Here is a 17673-nt window from a genome sequence, read left to right on the forward strand (position 1 = left end):
TGCAGCTGGCGCTACTGAAGTCCACCCTGCCCAAAGACGGACCGCAAATGACCACCGGCGAGAAAGTCCGTATTTTCCTGTTTGGCGTGTTTGAGCTGCTGGTCTGGCAGAAGAAGTTTAACGTTAAAAAGTAATACGGCATGAAGGTGCCGGATAGCGCTTCGCTTATCCGGCTTACCCAGGTGAGCGGTTTCCCGTCTTAGTGCTGTGCAACAAACTCGACGAAGCGCGACCCTTTGTAACTTAGCGTCCCTTTATCCCCCACCGTCAGCGCATGATACTGACGCGCCTCCAGGCGGAAGGTCTTTTCCAGCCCGCCGTTCTGTGGTTTAAAGCTCACCTCATAGCGCATACTGGTTCCCGCTGGCGTGACCTGCTGCTGTCGGGAACGTCGGTCGTTGATGGGTTTTTCACGTTTATTGCTGACCACCATTTGCGCCTGACGAAGCGGTGCCGCATCGTTATCGGCTTTTTCCCGCCGCTGCTGCATAAAGCGGAATGAGGCGGCAACGATAATTAAGACAATGATAATAATGAAGAAAAGTGGCGGCTTACTCATATTGATAACCCATCAGAAAATGCGGAAATAAGCATACCCTGCCCGTTATGGTGTTGTCATCAGGTGGTCGCGGCCTCTACACTGAACATCAGGGTTGTGAGCATACCGCTTACGAAAAAATAACGAATTCAAGGAACTATGATGCTTTGGTCGTTTATCGCTGTCTGCCTTTCCGCATGGTTATTTGTGGATGCCTCCTACCGTGGACCCGCCTGGCAACGCTGGGTCTTTAAACCCGTCACCTTATTACTCCTGCTGTTACTGGCCTGGCAGGCGCCGATGTTCAACGCCGTGAGCTATCTGGTGCTGGCCGGTCTTTGCGCCTCACTGGTTGGCGATGCGCTAACATTATTGCCGCGTCAGCGACTGCTCTATGCGATTGGTGCCTTTTTCCTCTCGCACCTGTTGTACACCATCTATTTTGCCAGCCAGATGACGCTCTCTTTCTTCTGGCCGCTACCGCTGGTGCTGATGGTGCTGGGCGCGCTGCTGATTGCGGTGATCTGGACACGCCTTGAAGAACTGCGCTGGCCGGTGTGTACCTTTATCGCCATGACGCTGGTGATGGTCTGGTTAGCCGGTGAGCTGTGGTTTTTCCGCCCCACCGCACCTGCGCTGTCGGCGTTTTTGGGTGCGTCGCTGCTGTTCGTTGGCAACATCGTCTGGCTGGGCAGTCATTACCGCTGTCGTTTTCGCGCGGACAACGCTATCGCCGCCGCCTGCTACTTTGCCGGGCACTTCCTGATCGTCCGCTCGCTTTATCTCTAATAACGCTTGACTCTGGAGTCGACTCCAGAGTGTATCCTCCGGTTAATGAGAAAATTATCATCAACCGGAGGATGCCATGTCGATACCTGCTCACAATGGCAAAAAAGCCCCACAGTTTTCATCTTTCAAGCCAGCTCCCACGCCGCAGAAGCCCGATGACTGCTGCTGCGAAGGCGCATGCTCAGCCCCTGAACCTGTTGTTGAAACGGTTAAAGGCACCCGCTATAGCTGGAAAGTATCCGGGATGGACTGCGCCGCCTGCGCCCGCAAAGTAGAAAACGCGGTGCGCCAGGTCAGCGGTGTCAACCAGGTCCAGGTGCTGTTTGCCACCGAGAAACTGGTCGTCGACAGCAACGGCGATCTTCGCCTGCAAATCGAGCATGCGGTGCAAAAAGCGGGTTACACCCTACGCGATGAACAGGCGAGGGAAGAAGCCCCGGAATCCCGCGTTAAAGAGAACCTGCCGCTGCTCACGCTTCTCGTCATGATGGCGCTCAGTTGGGGACTGGAGCAGTTCAACCATCCGTTCGGCCAACTGGCATTTATCGCCACGACGCTGGTCGGCCTGTTCCCGATTGCCCGCCAGGCGCTACGGCTGATAAAAACCGGCAGTTGGTTTGCCATTGAAACGCTGATGAGCGTCGCGGCTATCGGGGCGCTGTTCATCGGTGCCACAGCAGAAGCGGCGATGGTATTGCTGCTGTTCCTGATTGGCGAACGCCTCGAAGGCTGGGCCGCCAGTCGCGCCCGCAAAGGGGTCAGCGCGCTGATGGCGCTGAAACCGGAAACCGCGACACGTCTGCGCAACGGCGTACGCGAAGAGGTGGCGATCAACACGCTGCAACCGGGCGACATCATTGAAGTCGCTGCCGGGGGACGTCTCCCTGCCGACGGTAAAGTGGTCTCTGGTTTTGCCAGTTTTGATGAGAGTGCGTTGACGGGAGAATCGATCCCGGTGGAACGCGCCACCGGTGAAAAAGTCCCGGCGGGGGCGACCAGCGTGGACCGTCTCGTCACGCTGGAAGTGCTCTCTGAACCGGGTGCCAGCGCGATTGACCGCATTCTGAAGTTAATCGAAGAGGCCGAGGAGCGTCGTGCGCCAATCGAGCGTTTTATCGACCGCTTCAGCCGAATTTATACGCCGGCGATTATGGCCGTCGCCCTGCTGGTGACGCTCGTCCCGCCGCTGCTGTTTGCGGGCTCCTGGCAGGAGTGGATTTATAAAGGGTTAACGCTGCTGCTGATCGGCTGTCCGTGTGCGCTGGTCATCTCTACACCGGCAGCCATCACTTCTGGACTGGCGGCAGCAGCTCGTCGCGGGGCATTGATTAAAGGCGGCGCGGCGCTGGAACAGTTGGGCCGTATCACCCAGGTCGCCTTTGATAAAACCGGGACGTTGACCGTCGGGAAACCGCGCGTCACGGCGATTCATCCGGCTACCGGCGTCAGTGAGTCTGAACTGCTGGCGCTGGCCGCGGCTGTCGAGCAAGGCGCAACGCATCCGCTGGCGCAGGCCATTGTGTGCGAAGCACAAACCGCAGGGCTGACGATCCCATCCGCCGAGGGGCAACGGGCGCTGGTAGGGTCAGGGATTGAAGCGCAGGTGAATGGCGAAAGCGTTCTGATTTGCGCTGCCGGGAAACGTCCTGCCGACGCCTTTGCCGGAGAGATTAATCAGCTTGAAAGCGCCGGGCAGACGGTCGTTCTGGTCCTGCGCAATGAAACCGTGATCGGCGTCATCGCCCTGCAGGATACGCTACGCAACGATGCTCGCACCGCCATCCGCGAACTGAACGCGCTGGGCGTGAATGGTGTGATCCTGACTGGCGATAACCCGCGCGCGGCAGCCGCCATTGCTGGCGAGCTGGGTCTGACGTTTAACGCCGGGCTGCTACCGGAAGATAAAGTGAAGGCGGTCACCGCGCTCAATCAACAGTCGCCGCTGGCAATGGTGGGGGATGGCATTAACGATGCGCCAGCGATGAAGGCCGCCGCTATCGGGATCGCGATGGGTAGCGGCACCGATGTGGCGCTGGAAACGGCGGACGCCGCACTAACGCATAACCGCCTTACCGGGCTGGTGCAGATGATCCAACTGGCGCGTGCGACCCACGCCAATATCCGTCAGAACATCACCATTGCGCTGGGACTGAAGGGGATATTTCTTGTCACCACGCTGCTCGGAATGACCGGTCTGTGGCTGGCGGTGCTGGCGGATACCGGGGCAACGGTGCTGGTTACCGCTAACGCGCTGCGGTTGTTACGTAAAGGGTAACGTGTTTTTGCCGGATGGCGCTAACGCTTATCCGGCATAACAAGATTACTGGCCTTTACGCACCAGATAGCGGTACGGCAGAGAGTCGGTCTCTTTTGCCACCAGCTCATGCTCCATAAACGTACAGAAGCCGGGAATGTCGCGGGTGGTCGCCGGATCGTCCGCCACAATCAGCAGCGTTTCGCCGGTCCGCATGTTGCGTACGGTTTTACGCACCATCATCACCGGTTCCGGGCAGCGGAGCCCCGGGGCATCAAGGGTATGGTCGGGAGAGGAAAACAGATCGCTCATCGTGGTCTCGTTCACTAAAAAAACGGCTGTAGTTTACGCTCAGTTCGGAAGTAAGCCAATCAGGTTAACGATTGCGTGAAAAATAGCCATTGCAATGCCACTGCAAAGCAGTATTATGCGGCGGCCTGAAAAAGGAAGACGCGTTATAGGCGCCATCAGTTTGTTTAAGGTCAGCGCACAGCGCCCGGAGCGTACACGTCGTACGTGAGGAGCGCGAGCACTGCCCGAGAGCAAAATGGCAAGTAAAATAGCATCTGGCACGAATTGGGTTCCCTCACCCCAATCATCAATTAAAAAGGTACAATATGGCTCCGTTCACACAATCGCAGCGCGTAAAAGCGTTGTTCTGGCTATCGCTATTCCATCTGCTGGTGATCACCTCCAGTAACTATCTGGTCCAGCTCCCGGTCTCCATTTTTGGTTTCCATACCACCTGGGGCGCGTTTAGCTTTCCGTTTATTTTCCTCGCTACCGATCTGACCGTGCGCATTTTTGGCGCGCCATTGGCCCGTCGAATTATCTTTGCGGTGATGATGCCAGCGTTGCTGATCTCTTATGTGATTTCGTCGCTGTTCTATATGGGCTCCTGGCAGGGATTCGGGGCACTGATGCACTTCAATCTGTTTGTCGCCCGTATCGCAGTCGCCAGCTTTATGGCCTATGCACTGGGACAAATTCTCGATGTACATGTCTTTAACCGCCTGCGACAGAACCGCCGCTGGTGGATGGCTCCGACCGCCTCGACGCTGTTTGGCAACGTCAGCGATACCCTTGCCTTTTTCTTCATTGCCTTCTGGCGCAGTCCGGATGCCTTCATGGCCGAGCACTGGATGGAAATCGCTATCGTCGATTACTGTTTCAAAGTGCTGATCAGCATCCTGTTCTTCCTGCCGATGTATGGCGTATTGCTGAATATGTTGCTGAAAAAACTGGCAGATAAATCTGAAATCCCGGCGATGCAGACAAGTTGAGCTAAAGGTTCCTTTTCCGGGTTGTGATAAGATGAACGGATGCGCCGTTATGGCCGTTTATCGAAAGGAAGAAGTCAATGCGTAATCTGGTTAAATATGTCGGTATTGGCCTGCTGGTTATGGGGCTGGCGGCCTGTGATAATAGTGATACAAAAGCGCCGGCAGAAGGCACGGCGGCAGAAAGCAACGCAACCGGTCAGCCGGTTTCTCTGCTGGATGGCAAACTGAGTTTCTCACTGCCGGCAGATATGACGGACCAGAGTGGCAAGCTGGGTACGCAGGCCAACAATATGCACGTCTACTCTGACGCGACCGGCCAGAAAGCGGTGATTGTCATCGTCGGTGATAACACCAACGAAGAGCTGTCCGTGCTGGCAAAACGCCTTGAAGATCAGCAGCGCAGCCGTGACCCGCAGTTGCAGGTGGTGACCAACAAATCCATCGAGCTGAAAGGTCACACGCTGCAACAGTTAGACAGCATCATCTCGGCGAAAGGCCAGACCGCTTACTCTTCTGTGGTGCTGGGAAAAGTCGATAACCAACTGCTGACTCTGCAAATTACGCTGCCAGCGGACGACCAGCAGAAAGCGCAGACGGCCGCTGAAAACATCATCAATACGCTGGTTATTCAGTAACCATCAGGACGACGAGACGGCCTCTGGCGATTCCTGCAGAGGCCGTTTTTTTAACCGCCAGGTTAGCAGCAACGCAACCGCCACCAGCCCTGCCGCCGCCAGGTAAATGACCGGCACGCCAGCCCAGGTCATCACCAGCCCAGCCAACGGTCCCGTCACCCCCAGCGACAGATCCATAAACACCGTATACGTCGCCAGCGCCGAGCCCTGATTCTGCTGCGGCACCGCTTTGACCGCCACCACGCCAAGCGCCGGGAAGACCAGCGAAAAACCCATTCCTGTCAGCAGCACACCGATTTTTGCCATCCACGGCATCATCGCCACTCCCACCAGCAGCAGTCCGACTATCTCGACGCTAAAGCAGATCATCGCCACATTCAGACCGCCCAGACGATTGATGCCGTTGGGAAACAGCAAACGCGTTCCGACAAACGCACAGCTAAACAGGGTGAGCGCGAATGCCGCGCCATCCCAGCCTTTGGCGTCATAGAACAGCGTGATAAAGGTGGCTATCACCCCGAAACCCGCCGAGGCCAGCGCCAGGGCCATTCCGTATAGCCAGACGCGTCCAAGCACCGCGCGAAACGGCAAAGGCTTCCCTTTGCTCGCTTTCACCGCAGGGCGCGGAATCGCTAACAAAATGGCCAGCAGCGCGATTCCCATAATAATCAGCGCTAAACCCTGTAGTCCGCCCCAACGGTAAAACAGCACGCCGAGCGGCGCGCCGACCGCCATCGCCCCGTAAGTCACAATACCGTTCCAGGAGATCACCCGCCCGATGTGCAACGAGCCCACCACGCCAACACCCCATAGCGTCGAGCCGGTCCCGGCGAAACTCTGTCCAATCCCCAGAATCACGCGGCCCAGACACAGCAGCAGCAAACTGACAACCGGCCAGCTACTGGCGCTTCCTGCCAGAAAATAGCCCGCCCCGCTGAGAAAACAGCCGCACAGGCCAAAAACCACAATCTTTTTTGGTCCGAGCAGATCCGCATAGCGTCCGGCATGAGGACGACTGAGCAAAGTCGCGAAGTATTGCAGGCTGATGACCAGCCCCGCCCAGAAGGCGCTAAACCCCATAACATCATGCACATAGCCAGGCAAAACCGCGAGCGGCAGGCCGATGGTCAGGTAGCTGGCACAGTTGAACATCACAACAGAAACAATGCGCAGATTGAGGCGCAATCCAGTAAGCGCCGGTTCAGCGACGGGTTCGGGCATGGGGAGCACCACGTTTTTACAACAATGTTTCATTTCTACCACGCCACGCCGGGAAAATCAGCAGCCAGATTAGGAATATCGGCAGCCAGCGAGCCGCTACACTTAATGAAAATCAAAAAAGGATGTAAACATGACAACCCCTCAACCCGACAAAGCCGGTCTACATATTCTGCTCAAACTGGCCTCGCTGGTCGTCATTCTCGCCGGGATCCACGCCGCCGCAGATATCATTGTGCAACTATTACTGGCGCTCTTTTTCGCCATTGTCCTCAATCCACTGGTCACCTGGTTTATCCGGCGGGGAGTGAAACGCCCGGTGGCGATCACCATTGTGGTGGTCGTGATGCTGTTCGTGCTCACCGCGCTGATTGGTGTGCTGGCGGCCTCGGTGAATGAATTTATTGCCATGCTGCCGAAATACAACAAGGAGCTGACACGTAAGCTTTTGTATCTGCAAGATATGATGCCATTTCTGAATCTGCATATGTCGCCAGAGCGCATGTTGCAACGCATGGATTCGGAGAAAATTGTCACCTTCACCACCACGCTGATGACCGGCCTCTCGGGGGCGATGGCCAGCGTTGTGTTGTTGGTGATGACGGTTGTCTTTATGTTGTTTGAGGTCCGCCATGTGCCCTACAAAATGCGTTTTGCACTGCACAATCCGCAAATCCACATCGCCGGACTGCACAGGGCGCTGAAGGGGGTCTCTCACTATCTGGCATTAAAAACGCTGCTCAGTCTGTGGACCGGGGTCATTGTCTGGTTGGGACTGGAACTGATGAACATTCAGTTTGCCCTGATGTGGGGAGTGCTGGCGTTCCTGCTGAACTATGTACCCAATATTGGCTCGGTGATTTCCGCCGTTCCGCCGATGGTTCAGGCGCTGCTTTTCAACGGCGTTTATGAGTGTGTGCTGGTGGGTGCGCTGTTCCTGATAGTCCATATGGTATTGGGCAACATGGTTGAACCGCGCATGATGGGGCATCGCCTGGGCATGTCGACGCTGGTAGTGTTCCTTTCTTTACTGGTCTGGGGCTGGTTGCTCGGCCCGGTGGGGATGTTGCTCTCCGTTCCCCTGACCAGCGTCTGTAAAATCTGGATGGAGACCACAACGGGCGGCAGCAAACTGGCAATATTACTGGGCCCTGGGCGACCGAAAAATCGATTACCGGGATAAACCTGCCCTACCAACCAGGGTAGTTTTATTCCCTTACCGGTGAAAGTATTATAAGGCGCGCTTTTGTTACCTGGATGTTTCAATAAGCGCGGTTTCCTTCGCGAAATGAGTTCCAGGTTTTTCCGCAGTGCATTTAATTCAAATTAAATGGTATCGACAATTTAATTTAAGTGAAAATTATCTAATACCATGATAATCCGGAAGATAAACGTCTTCAGCCTGCATGAATTAATTTCAGAATTTCACGGTGTCCCGTCAAAGTTAACATTAAAAATAGTCGGTATCATTGTAACTAAAACGCAATTCAGAAATGCATTCAACGTTAATATAAATAGTAATTTTGATAGGGAGTTTTCATGAAACAATACATTAAGTGGTTTGCGGCGATTGCCGTTGTCGGTGCGCTGGCAGGTTGTGCGCGTACTGCCCCCATCGATCAGGTGCACTCTTCGGTGACCGCAGGCCATACTCAGGATCAGGTGAAAAACGCGATCCTGAAAGCAGGCGTTCAGCGTAAATGGATCATGACGGAAGCGGGTCCGGGCGTGATCAAAGCGCGTCAGCAGTCTCGCGACCACGTTGCAGAAGTGCGTATTACCTACACCGCCTCCAGCTACGATATCAAATACGACAGCAGCTTCAACCTGCAGGCTTCTGGCGGTAAAATTCATAAAAACTACAACCGTTGGGTCCGTAACCTGGATAAAGATATTCAGTTGAACCTGTCTGCGGGTGCGGGTCTGTAATATCTCCTAAAGTCGGGTCGTTTGCGGCCCGATAACCTCTTTTTGTCTTTTAACAGGTTGTACTCGCTATGTACGAACAGGACTCCCTCAGCGCACTGGATGCGATCACGGAAGCGCAGCGTATCGCCTTCGCCCCCATGCTGTTTCAAACCGCACTTTGCCTGCGAAATGCTGATGTGCTGGCGTATCTTGACCGCCAGGGAAAACAGGGTGCAACACTGGAAGAGATCACCGAAAACAGTCACGTTAACGAATATGCAGTCGGTGTCTTGCTGGATATGGGATTAAGCGGACGCATCATTACCCATAAAGCGGGACGCTATTATCTGGCGAAAATCGGACATTTCCTTTTGCATGACACGATGACTCGCGTGAATATGGATTTCACCCACGACGTCTGTTATCAGGGATTGTTCTTTTTAGAGAATGCTCTGAAAGAAGGAAAACCGTCCGGGTTAAAAGTGTTTGGCGACTGGCCAACTATTTATCCGGCATTGTCGCAATTACCGCCGTCCGCGCGTGAAAGTTGGTTCGCCTTCGATCATTACTATTCTGACGGGGCGTTTGACGCCGCATTACCGCATGTATTCGCCAGTTGTCCTGCAACCCTGTACGATGTAGGCGGAAATACGGGAAAATGGGCAATACGCTGTAGTCAATTCGACGAAAATATCGCGATAACGTTATTAGATTTGCCACAACAAATTGCACTTGCCCGCGAAAATATCGAAAATGCAGGATTATCCGATCGCATCGGTTTTCATGCGGTGGATATGCTTGGCGATGCGCCTTTACCCACTGAGGCCGATATCTGGTGGATGAGTCAATTTCTTGACTGTTTTTCACCGGAGCAAATTGTCGCCATGCTCAGCAAGGTTGCCCGTGTGATGAAACCCGGCGCAAGACTGTGCATTATGGAGCTGTTCTGGGATGCGCAGCGTTTTGAAGCCGCCTCATTCAGTTTGAATGCGTCTTCGCTTTATTTTACCTGCATGGCGAACGGCAACAGCCGTTTCTACAGCGCAGAGAAATTTTATGGCTATCTGGACAAGGCAGGGTTCCAGGTGGACGAACGCCACGACAACTTAGGCGTTGGACATACCTTATTGATATGTCAAAAGAAAAAATAACAAAGTAGCACCTGAACGCTACTGGAATCACCGGTTTACCGCGGACGCGCGTTGATGAAATTCTCACTAAACATTACCGACTGGCGGGCGATGGCGCCAGGTCTGAGCGAATTGATACAGTGGCTGCAATGGTCACGGCATCCGCACGCCATCGATCCGTCGGCGGCACAAGGCAAACTGCGTGAACTGCCGATGATGACCTCCCGTCGTCTAAGCTCCGGCAGTAAACTGGCCGTCGAGTGCGGACTGGCGATGTTGCGTCGCCACGATATTGATGCGGTGCTATACACCAGTCGCCACGGAGAGCTCGAACGTAACTACCGGATTCTGCACGCGCTGGCGACAGAACAGGCGCTCTCGCCGACCGATTTTGCCTTGTCGGTACACAATTCAGCGGTGGGCAACCTGACTATCGCGGCTAAACACCCTATCGTCTCGTCATCACTTTCCGCCGGGCGCGATACCTTCCAGCAGGGGCTATGTGAAGTCATCTGCCTGCTACAGGCGGGTTATCAGCGCGTGCTGATGGTCGATTTCGACGGTTTTCTTCCCGAGTTTTACCACCCGCGCCTTCCGGAAAATATGCCAACCTGGCCGTACGCCACCGCGCTGGTCTGCGAAGCAGGTAACGACTGGGTGTGTCAGAGCGAACCGGCTCAGGCTGGCGCTGAAACGCCACTCCCGCAAAGCCTGTTGTTTTTACAGCACTATTTGCAGAATGCCCGCTCGTTCTCCCTTCCGGGTGAGCGAGTGAACTGGCACTGGAGTCGGTCATGAAAGGGGTTATCTCCACGCTGAACCGCCTCTGGCGAATCGCCATGACCGGCTTCTGCTTCGCCCTCTTCGGACTCGGCGGGCTGCTGCTTTCGGTCGTCTGGTTTAACGTTTTATTAGTGTTCGTATGGGACAATGCCCGGCGTCGCCGCATTGCCCGACGCAGCATTGCCGCCAGCTTCCGTCTCTTTTTAACGGTAACCCGAGTGCTGGGCGTGCTGGATTATCAGATGAACGGGGTGGATATTTTGCGTCAGGAACGGGGATGTCTGGTGGTCGCCAATCACCCCACCCTGATCGATTATGTCCTGCTGGCGTCGGTAATGCCCGAAACAGACTGTCTGGTGAAGAGCGCGCTGCTGAAGAACCCGTTCCTCAGCGGCGTAGTGCGTGCTGCGGATTATCTGGTGAACAGTCAGGCCGACGCCCTGTTACCGGCCAGTCAGCAACGCCTGGCGCAGGGCGATACGATTTTAATTTTCCCCGAAGGCACCCGCACTCGCCCCGGCGAGACCATGACGCTGCAACGCGGCGCGGCGAATATCGCCGTGCGCTGCGGCAGCGATATTCGCGTGGTGACCATCCATTGCAGCCAGCGCATGCTGGATAAAGAAAGCAAATGGTATCAGGTGCCGCCCGTAAAACCGCTGTTTACCGTCGAGGTACGCGAGCGGGTAAAGATCGACCACTTTTACGACGCAAATTTACAAGAACCGGCGCTGGCGGCAAGACAGCTAAACCGGCATCTTTTGCTTCAATTACAACCAGGTACGTTACCTCTCTCAGGAATTAATGATGCAAGCGCTTTATCTTGAAATTAAAAATCTCATCATAACAACATTGAATCTGGACGAACTGTCAACAGACGACATTGACACCGAGGCGGCGCTGTTTGGCGACGGCCTGGGGCTGGACTCGATTGATGCCCTGGAACTGGGACTGGCGGTAAAAAATCAGTACGGCGTGGTGCTGTCTGCGGAAAGTGAAGAGATGCGTCAGCACTTCTTCTCCGTCGCCACGCTGGCATCGTTCATTAATGCGCAACGTGCCTGAGGAGAGTCCGTTATGACCGATCAACACGCCATTTATAACGAAGTCTCTGCGCTGCTGGTTAAGCTGTTTGAGATAGACCCGCAGGAGATCAAACCTGAAGCGCGTCTGTACGACGATCTTGAGCTGGACAGCATTGACGCCGTCGACATGATCGTCCATCTGCAAAAGAAAACCGGTAAGAAGATCAAACCGGAAGAGTTCAAAGCCGTACGCACCGTGCAGGATGTCGTTGACGCGGTAGAACGCCTGCTTAAAGAAGCCTGATTCGCCGTGTCGGGCGTTCGCGCGTTGCCTGTGCTGACAGGCGTGCTGCTGCTTGCCTGGCCTTTCCTGATTTGGTTTGGCCTGGCGCACCACAGCCTGCAGTGGTTACTGCCGCTGATGGCACTATTGCTGTTCTTACGCTTTCGCCAGACCCGGCGACAGGCGGGTCCGTTGCGCGTCGTCACCCAGGTGGTGGCCGCAGTGGGTATCACCCTGTGCGTCGCCAGTTACCTGCTTAAAACCCATCAGCTTCTGCTGTTTTATCCGGTTGTGGTGAATGCCGTCATGCTTGCCGTTTTTGGCGGTTCGCTCTGGTCATCGATGCCCATCGTTGAACGACTGGCGCGACTGCGCGATCCCCAACTCCTGGCTGTGGCGGTGCGTTACACCCGCCGGGTGACGCAGATCTGGTGCGCCTTTTTTATCTTCAACGGCGGCGTGGCGTTGTTTACCGCCCTCCACGGCGATATGGCAATGTGGACCGCATGGAATGGCTTGATTGCCTACCTGCTGATGGGGTTACTGATGGGCAGCGAATGGCTGGTACGCCATTGGATGATGAATCGAGAATCGCAATGAAACAGACCCTGACGCTTGCCGAATGGCTCACCTCCCCCCGTCCAGCGAACACGCCTGTCGCCTGGCAGGATGAACGCCACTGGACGCTCGGTCACTTGCGCCACGATGTCGCGCAGTTAATGACACGCCTGCAACAGCAAAAAGGCGATCGCTGGGCGCTCTGTTTTGAAAACAGCTATCTGTTTATTGTCGCGCTGCTGGCGACACTGCATGCGGGGAAAACGCCCGTGATCCCGGGGCATAACCGCGTCTCTTTGCTCGACGAACAGCGGGCGTTGTTTGACGGCGTACTGAGCGATAAAACGCTCGGCTGGCAGGGGCCGCTGTGGGTGGTTAGCTCAGCAATGACGCTCAGCGATGAAGCGTGCCTCTTCCCGCCCCTGCGCCACGATGCATATGTCGAGCTGTTTACCTCCGGCTCGACGGGGCAACCGAAGCGCATCGTCAAACCCATTGCCCGTCTGGACCATGAAGCCGAACTGCTGGCGGCGCGCTTTGCCGACCGCCTGGCGGGGTGCAGAGTGGTAGCCTCCGTCGTGCCGCAGCATCTGTACGGTCTGACGTTTCGTATTTTCCTGCCAATGGCGCTCGGTCTGCCGCTGCATGCGGCCATGCTCTACTACGCGGAGCAACTGGCTGCGTTGGGTCACGAACATCGCTATGTGTTTATCAGCAGCCCGGCGTTTTTAAAACGTCTCGACCACCAGCTTCCCGCACCGCCGGTGGCAATGATTTTGTCGGCTGGCGGCATGTTACCGTGGCAGGACGTCACGCAAACCGCCGCCTGGCTGAACGTCTGGCCGGATGAAATCTACGGCAGCACCGAAACCGGTATTCTGGCCTGGCGCTATCGTCAGCAGGAGAATGTCACCTGGCTGCCCTTCCCAGGCGTGTCATTTACCGCAGAAGATGCTGCATTTCGTGTCTTTTCTCCGCTGATTGCCGACGTTAACGGTCTGCTGCTCGACGATATCCTGCAGTTTGAACCAAACGGTCAGTTCCGCCTGATGGGACGCCGTGGCCGGGTGGTCAAAATTGAAGAGAAGCGCATTTCGCTCAGCGAAGTCGAACAACGCCTGCTGGAGCTAAAGGGCATCCGCGAGGTCGCCGCCCTGCCGATCACCCGTGGTGGTCGCCAGGGCGTGGGCGTACTGCTGGTACTGGATGACGAGGCGCGCCAGCGCTGGCAGAACAGCGGTGGAAAAACCCAGGAGCTGACGTGGCGGCGAGCGCTGCTACCGTGGCTCGAGCCGGTCGCCGTACCGCGTTACTGGCGGGTTATCGACGAAATTCCGGTCAACAGTATGAATAAGCGTGTCTATGCGCAATTACAGGAGTTGTTTCATGATACCCCATGAAATTGAGCGCCATCAGGCACAGCCCCAACAGGTTGAGATCGTTTTGCATCTCGATCCTTCTCTTTTTTGGTTTAGCGGCCATTTTGCCGTGCAGCCGCTGCTGCCGGGCGTCGCGCAGATGGACTGGGTGATGCACTATGCCACCACTCTGCTCGCTCCCGGCTGGCGTTTTCACAGCATTCAGAACGTGAAGTTCCAGGCACCGCTGCTGCCGGAAAACACCGTCACGCTAACGCTGAGCTGGCAGGAAGCGCGTCAGATCCTGACGTTCAGCTATCAACGCCACGATGGCGACGCGCGCCATACCGCCAGCAGCGGGAAGATCCGGTTATGCCGTTGACCTTTTCCCCCTGCGTGCTGATCCCCTGCTATAACCACGGCGCCATGATGCCGCGTGTCCTGACACGCCTGCAGCCGTTTAATCTGCCGTGTATTGTGGTGGACGACGGCAGCGATGCCGCCACGCAGCAGGAACTGGACAGACTCGCCGAGGACACCTCCGGTCTGACCTTAATCCGTCTGGCGGAAAATGCCGGAAAAGGCGCGGCGGTGATCCGCGGATTAGAGGCGGCGGCAGAGGCCGGATTTACCCATGCCGTCCAGGTCGATGCCGACGGTCAACATGCCATTGAAGACATTCCAAAACTGCTGGAACTGGCGCAGGCCCATCCCGCCGCGCTGATCTCCGGACAGCCGATTTATGATGATTCCATTCCCCGTTCGCGTCTGTACGGGCGCTGGATAACCCATGTCTGGGTATGGATTGAAACCCTTTCCCTGCAACTGAAAGACAGTATGTGCGGCTTTCGTGTCTACCCTGTCGCCCCCACGCGCCAACTGGCGCAGCGGGTAACGCTCGGCAAGCGAATGGATTTTGACACCGAAGTAATGGTGCGTCTCTGGTGGCAGGGTACTCCCAGCTATTTTGTCCCGACTCGCGTGACCTATCCGCCGGACGGGCTGTCGCACTTCGATGCTTTCAAAGATAACTGTCGCATTTCGCTGATGCATACGCGCCTGTTCTTCGGCATGTTGCCGCGCATCCCGTCACTGCTGCTGCGTCGAACGTCGCCGCACTGGGCGCGCCAGCAGGAGGTGAAAGGGCTGTGGGGAATGCGCCTGATGCTGCTGGTCTGGCGGCTGCTGGGACGCAAAGCGTTCACCTTGCTGCTGTATCCGGTGGTCGGTGTTTACTGGCTGACGGCGTCCACCGCTCGCCGGGCCTCACAGAACTGGATCGCCCGCGTGCGTGAGCAATTGGCCGCGCGGCAGAGGCCGGTGCCGGCTAACCTCACCAGCTACCAACACTTCTTGCGTTTTGGTAACGCGATGCTCGATAAAATCGCCAGTTGGCGCGGTGAACTGCATTTTGGTCGCGACGTAGTGTTTGCGCCAGGGGCTGAAGCGGCGCTGAATGTGAGCGATCCTCGCGGCAAGCTGCTGCTGGCCTCGCACCTGGGCGATGTTGAAGCCTGTCGCGCGCTGGCGCAGTTACAGGGCAGCAAAACCATCAACGCGCTGGTGTTCAGCGATAATGCCCGCCGTTTTAAGCAGATTATGGAAGAGATGGCCCCGCAGGCCGGACTCAACCTGATGCCAGTGACCGACATCGGCCCGGACACCGCCATTGCGCTCAAAGAGAAGCTGGAGCGCGGGGAATGGATTGCTATTGTCGGCGATCGCATTGCGGTAAATCCCCAACGTGGCGGCGATTGGCGCGTCTGCTGGAGTCGTTTCATGGGGCAAGCCGCCCCGTTCCCGCAGGGGCCATTTATCCTCGCCTCGATTTTGCGCTGCCCGGTGGATCTCCTCTTTGCCCTGCGTCAGCAGGAGAAGCTGTGCATTCACTGCGAGCCGTTCGCCAATCCGCTGCTCTTGCCGCGCGCCGAACGCCAGCAGGCGCTACAGCAGACCATCGACCGCTATGCCGAACGTCTTGAACATTACGCGTTACAGTCGCCGCTCGACTGGTTTAACTTTTTCGATTTCTGGCAATTGCCGGAACCCAAAAACAAGGAGTAAAGGGTGCTGAACGATCCCCGCTTTACGGCTGAAGTCGAGCTGACCATTCCGTTTCATGACGTCGACATGATGGGCGTGGCGTGGCACGGCAACTACTTCCGCTACTTCGAAATTGCCCGCGAAGCGCTGCTTAACCAGTTCGACTACGGCTACCGCCAGATGAAAGCCTCCGGCTACCTGTGGCCCGTGGTGGATACCCGCGTGAAATACCGCCATCCGCTGACCTTTGAGCAGCGCATTCGCGTGCGGGCGCGTCTGGAAGAGTTCGAAAACCGCCTGCGCATTGGCTATGAAATTTTCGATGCCGAAAGCGGGAAACGCGCAACGACGGGCTACACCATTCAGGTCGCGGTGGAAGAGAAAAGCCGCGAAATGTGCTTCGTCTGCCCGGACATTCTGTTTGAACGAATGGGGGTGACGCCATGAGGTTTCTGCCGCTGCTGGCACTGCTCGTCAGCCCGTTCGTCAGCGCCCTGACACTGGATGAACTGCAACAGCGCTTTACCGAACAGCCGGTGATCCGCGCGCATTTCGATCAAACCCGGACGATAAAAGATCTGCCGCAGCCGCTGCGATCCGCAGGAACGATGTTGATCGCCCGCGACCAGGGGCTTTTGTGGGATCAAACCCGTCCGTTCCCGATGCAATTGCTGCTGGACGATACGCGAATGGTGCAGGCCATCAACGGTCAGCCGCCGCAGACTATCACCGCCGATAACAACCCGCAGATGTTCCAGTTTAACCACCTACTGCGCGGGCTGTTTCAGGCCGACCGCAAAGTGCTGGAGCAAAACTTCCGCGTGGAGTTTGCAGATCGCGGAGAGGGCCGCTGGACGCTACGCCTGACACCTGTCACCACGCCACTGGATAAGATCTTTGCCACCATCGACCTGGCCGGAAAAACCTATCTGGAACGTATTGAGCTAAACGACAAACAGGGCGACCGCACGGATATCGTGCTTTCCCAACACCAACTGACGCCTGCGCAACTGACTGATGACGAACGCCAACGCTTTGCCGCCCAGTAAACGCCCCGCGCTGTTATGGGGAATCGCCTGCATCATGATGCTGGGCGTGTTGCTGATATTGCTGCCTCAGGCGCGGCTCAACAGCAGCGTGCTGGCGATGCTGCCAAAACAGGCGCTGGGGGCGATTCCGCCTGCCCTGAATGACGGCTTTATGCAGCGTCTTGACCGCCAGCTGGTCTGGCTGGTCAGTCCCGGTAAAAAGGCGGACCCGACAATCGCCCGTAACTGGCTGGCGATGCTGCAACAATCACAGGCGCTGGCTGAGGTAAAAGGCCCAATGGATGCCAACAGCCAACAGGCGTGGGGCGCGTTCTTTTGGCAGCACCGCAACGGTTTGATCGACCCGCAAACTCGCGCCCGTCTACAAAACGGCGGCGACGCGCAGGCGCAATGGATCCTGTCTCAGCTCTATTCCGCGTTTTCCGGCGTCAGCGGTAAAGAGCTGCAAAACGACCCGCTAATGCTGATGCGCGGCTCACAGCTGGCGATGGCTGAAAACGGTCAGCGTCTGCGGCTGATGGACGGCTGGCTGGTGGCGCAGGACCGCGAGGGAAATTACTGGTATCTGCTGCATGGCGAACTGGCCGGTTCGTCGTTCGATATGCAACAGACGCATCATCTGGTGACCACGCTCAGCGCGCTTGCAGAGGCGCTGAAAGCGCGCTATCCCCAGGCGCAGCTACTGTCGCGTGGCACGGTATTCTACAGCGATTACGCCAGCCAACAGGCAAAACAGGATGTCTCCACGCTTGGCGTGGCGACAGTGCTGGGCGTGCTGCTGCTGATTGTCGCGGTGTTCCGCTCGCTGCGCCCGCTGCT

The 17673-nt window shown here is 56.4% G+C and carries 20 protein-coding genes and 2 pseudogenes; 19 read left to right on the forward strand and 3 right to left on the reverse strand.

From position 1 onward, the window contains the following. Positions 1–134, forward strand: a pseudogene (locus AB7E14_RS07305) (DUF1145 family protein); the annotation flags it as partial. A 65-nt stretch (positions 135–199) separates the two neighbouring features. Here the strand turns inward: AB7E14_RS07305 and AB7E14_RS07310 are convergent. Beyond that, positions 200–559 (reverse strand): DUF2500 domain-containing protein, encoded by a 360-nt coding sequence (locus AB7E14_RS07310; RefSeq protein ID WP_044327803.1) that lies wholly within the window; start codon positions 557–559, stop codon positions 200–202. 141 nt (positions 560–700) lie between these two features. Here AB7E14_RS07310 and AB7E14_RS07315 point away from each other — a divergent pair, with 141 nt between their 5' ends. After that, complete coding sequence (locus AB7E14_RS07315; protein ID WP_046491615.1) at positions 701–1327, forward strand: lysoplasmalogenase; 627 nt, start codon at positions 701–703, stop codon at positions 1325–1327. A gap of 76 nt (positions 1328–1403) precedes the next feature. Beyond that, positions 1404–3602, forward strand: coding sequence for a Zn(II)/Cd(II)/Pb(II) translocating P-type ATPase ZntA (gene zntA / locus AB7E14_RS07320; protein ID WP_316962358.1), 2199 nt, complete (start codon positions 1404–1406; stop codon positions 3600–3602). Between the two features lie 45 nt (positions 3603–3647). On the opposite strand, the gene tusA is transcribed toward zntA, so the two are convergent. After that, positions 3648–3893 (reverse strand): sulfurtransferase TusA, encoded by a 246-nt coding sequence (gene tusA, locus AB7E14_RS07325; RefSeq protein WP_428169436.1) that lies wholly within the window; start codon positions 3891–3893, stop codon positions 3648–3650. A 305-nt stretch (positions 3894–4198) separates the two neighbouring features. Here tusA and AB7E14_RS07330 point away from each other — a divergent pair, with 305 nt between their 5' ends. Together AB7E14_RS07330 and AB7E14_RS07335 are read left to right on the forward strand one after the other, a co-directional pair. Further along, complete coding sequence (locus tag AB7E14_RS07330) at positions 4199–4864, forward strand: 7-cyano-7-deazaguanine/7-aminomethyl-7-deazaguanine transporter (protein WP_042998489.1); 666 nt, start codon at positions 4199–4201, stop codon at positions 4862–4864. A 77-nt stretch (positions 4865–4941) separates the two neighbouring features. Next, positions 4942–5499, forward strand: coding sequence for a DcrB family lipoprotein (locus AB7E14_RS07335; protein WP_044327800.1), 558 nt, complete (start codon positions 4942–4944; stop codon positions 5497–5499). 3 nt (positions 5500–5502) lie between these two features. Here the strand turns inward: AB7E14_RS07335 and AB7E14_RS07340 are convergent, their stop codons facing one another. Then, positions 5503–6753 carry an MFS transporter gene (locus tag AB7E14_RS07340; RefSeq protein WP_316962359.1) on the reverse strand — a complete coding sequence of 417 codons (1251 nt, stop codon included), beginning with the start codon at positions 6751–6753 and terminating at the stop codon, positions 5503–5505. A gap of 97 nt (positions 6754–6850) precedes the next feature. Between AB7E14_RS07340 and AB7E14_RS07345 the strand changes: the two genes are divergently transcribed. The 14 genes and pseudogenes from AB7E14_RS07345 to AB7E14_RS07410 form a co-directional block, all read left to right on the forward strand. After that, positions 6851–7900: an AI-2E family transporter gene (locus tag AB7E14_RS07345; RefSeq protein ID WP_058587452.1), complete on the forward strand. Its 1050-nt coding sequence runs from the start codon at positions 6851–6853 to the stop codon at positions 7898–7900. 368 nt (positions 7901–8268) lie between these two features. Then, positions 8269–8646, forward strand: coding sequence for a hypothetical protein (locus AB7E14_RS07350; protein WP_125340073.1), 378 nt, complete (start codon positions 8269–8271; stop codon positions 8644–8646). Between the two features lie 68 nt (positions 8647–8714). After that, entirely contained in the window at positions 8715–9776 is a 1062-nt protein-coding gene (locus AB7E14_RS07355) for a methyltransferase (RefSeq protein WP_044263895.1), read from the forward strand. A 54-nt stretch (positions 9777–9830) separates the two neighbouring features. Further along, entirely contained in the window at positions 9831–10553 is a 723-nt protein-coding gene (locus AB7E14_RS07360; RefSeq protein WP_044327246.1) for a beta-ketoacyl synthase chain length factor, read from the forward strand. Continuing rightward, a complete protein-coding gene (locus tag AB7E14_RS07365; protein ID WP_369700151.1) occupies positions 10532–11365 on the forward strand; it encodes a lysophospholipid acyltransferase family protein in 834 nt (277 codons plus the stop codon). Before AB7E14_RS07360 ends, AB7E14_RS07365 begins: the two co-directional genes overlap by 22 nt. Beyond that, positions 11346–11603: a phosphopantetheine-binding protein gene (locus AB7E14_RS07370; protein ID WP_042998497.1), complete on the forward strand. Its 258-nt coding sequence runs from the start codon at positions 11346–11348 to the stop codon at positions 11601–11603. The genes AB7E14_RS07365 and AB7E14_RS07370 overlap by 20 nt, the downstream gene beginning before the upstream one ends. 12 nt (positions 11604–11615) lie before the next feature. Next, positions 11616–11867: an acyl carrier protein gene (locus tag AB7E14_RS07375; RefSeq protein WP_042998498.1), complete on the forward strand. Its 252-nt coding sequence runs from the start codon at positions 11616–11618 to the stop codon at positions 11865–11867. A 6-nt stretch (positions 11868–11873) separates the two neighbouring features. Continuing rightward, the gene (locus tag AB7E14_RS07380) at positions 11874–12446 is read left to right on the forward strand and encodes a hypothetical protein (protein ID WP_316962360.1); all 573 of its coding nucleotides are present in this window, start codon (positions 11874–11876) and stop codon (positions 12444–12446) included. Beyond that, positions 12443–13804: an AMP-binding protein gene (locus tag AB7E14_RS07385; protein ID WP_058587450.1), complete on the forward strand. Its 1362-nt coding sequence runs from the start codon at positions 12443–12445 to the stop codon at positions 13802–13804. Before AB7E14_RS07380 ends, AB7E14_RS07385 begins: the two co-directional genes overlap by 4 nt. Beyond that, the gene (locus AB7E14_RS07390) at positions 13791–14144 is read left to right on the forward strand and encodes a beta-hydroxyacyl-ACP dehydratase (RefSeq protein ID WP_042998501.1); all 354 of its coding nucleotides are present in this window, start codon (positions 13791–13793) and stop codon (positions 14142–14144) included. The genes AB7E14_RS07385 and AB7E14_RS07390 overlap by 14 nt, the downstream gene beginning before the upstream one ends. Next, positions 14135–15826, forward strand: a complete 1692-nt coding sequence (locus AB7E14_RS07395) for a glycosyltransferase family 2 protein (RefSeq protein ID WP_058587449.1) — start codon at positions 14135–14137, stop codon at positions 15824–15826. The genes AB7E14_RS07390 and AB7E14_RS07395 overlap by 10 nt, the downstream gene beginning before the upstream one ends. 3 nt (positions 15827–15829) lie before the next feature. Then, complete coding sequence (locus AB7E14_RS07400; protein WP_042998503.1) at positions 15830–16252, forward strand: acyl-CoA thioesterase; 423 nt, start codon at positions 15830–15832, stop codon at positions 16250–16252. Then, positions 16249–16854, forward strand: coding sequence for a LolA family protein (locus AB7E14_RS07405; protein ID WP_044263906.1), 606 nt, complete (start codon positions 16249–16251; stop codon positions 16852–16854). Before AB7E14_RS07400 ends, AB7E14_RS07405 begins: the two co-directional genes overlap by 4 nt. Then, positions 16823–17673: pseudogene (locus AB7E14_RS07410) on the forward strand (MMPL family transporter); the annotation flags it as partial. The gene AB7E14_RS07405 and the pseudogene AB7E14_RS07410, both read left to right, overlap by 32 nt.

This window comes from Citrobacter sp., from assembly GCF_050252275.1.
In the GTDB taxonomy this organism is placed as follows: Bacteria; Pseudomonadota; Gammaproteobacteria; order Enterobacterales; family Enterobacteriaceae; genus Citrobacter_A; species Citrobacter_A amalonaticus.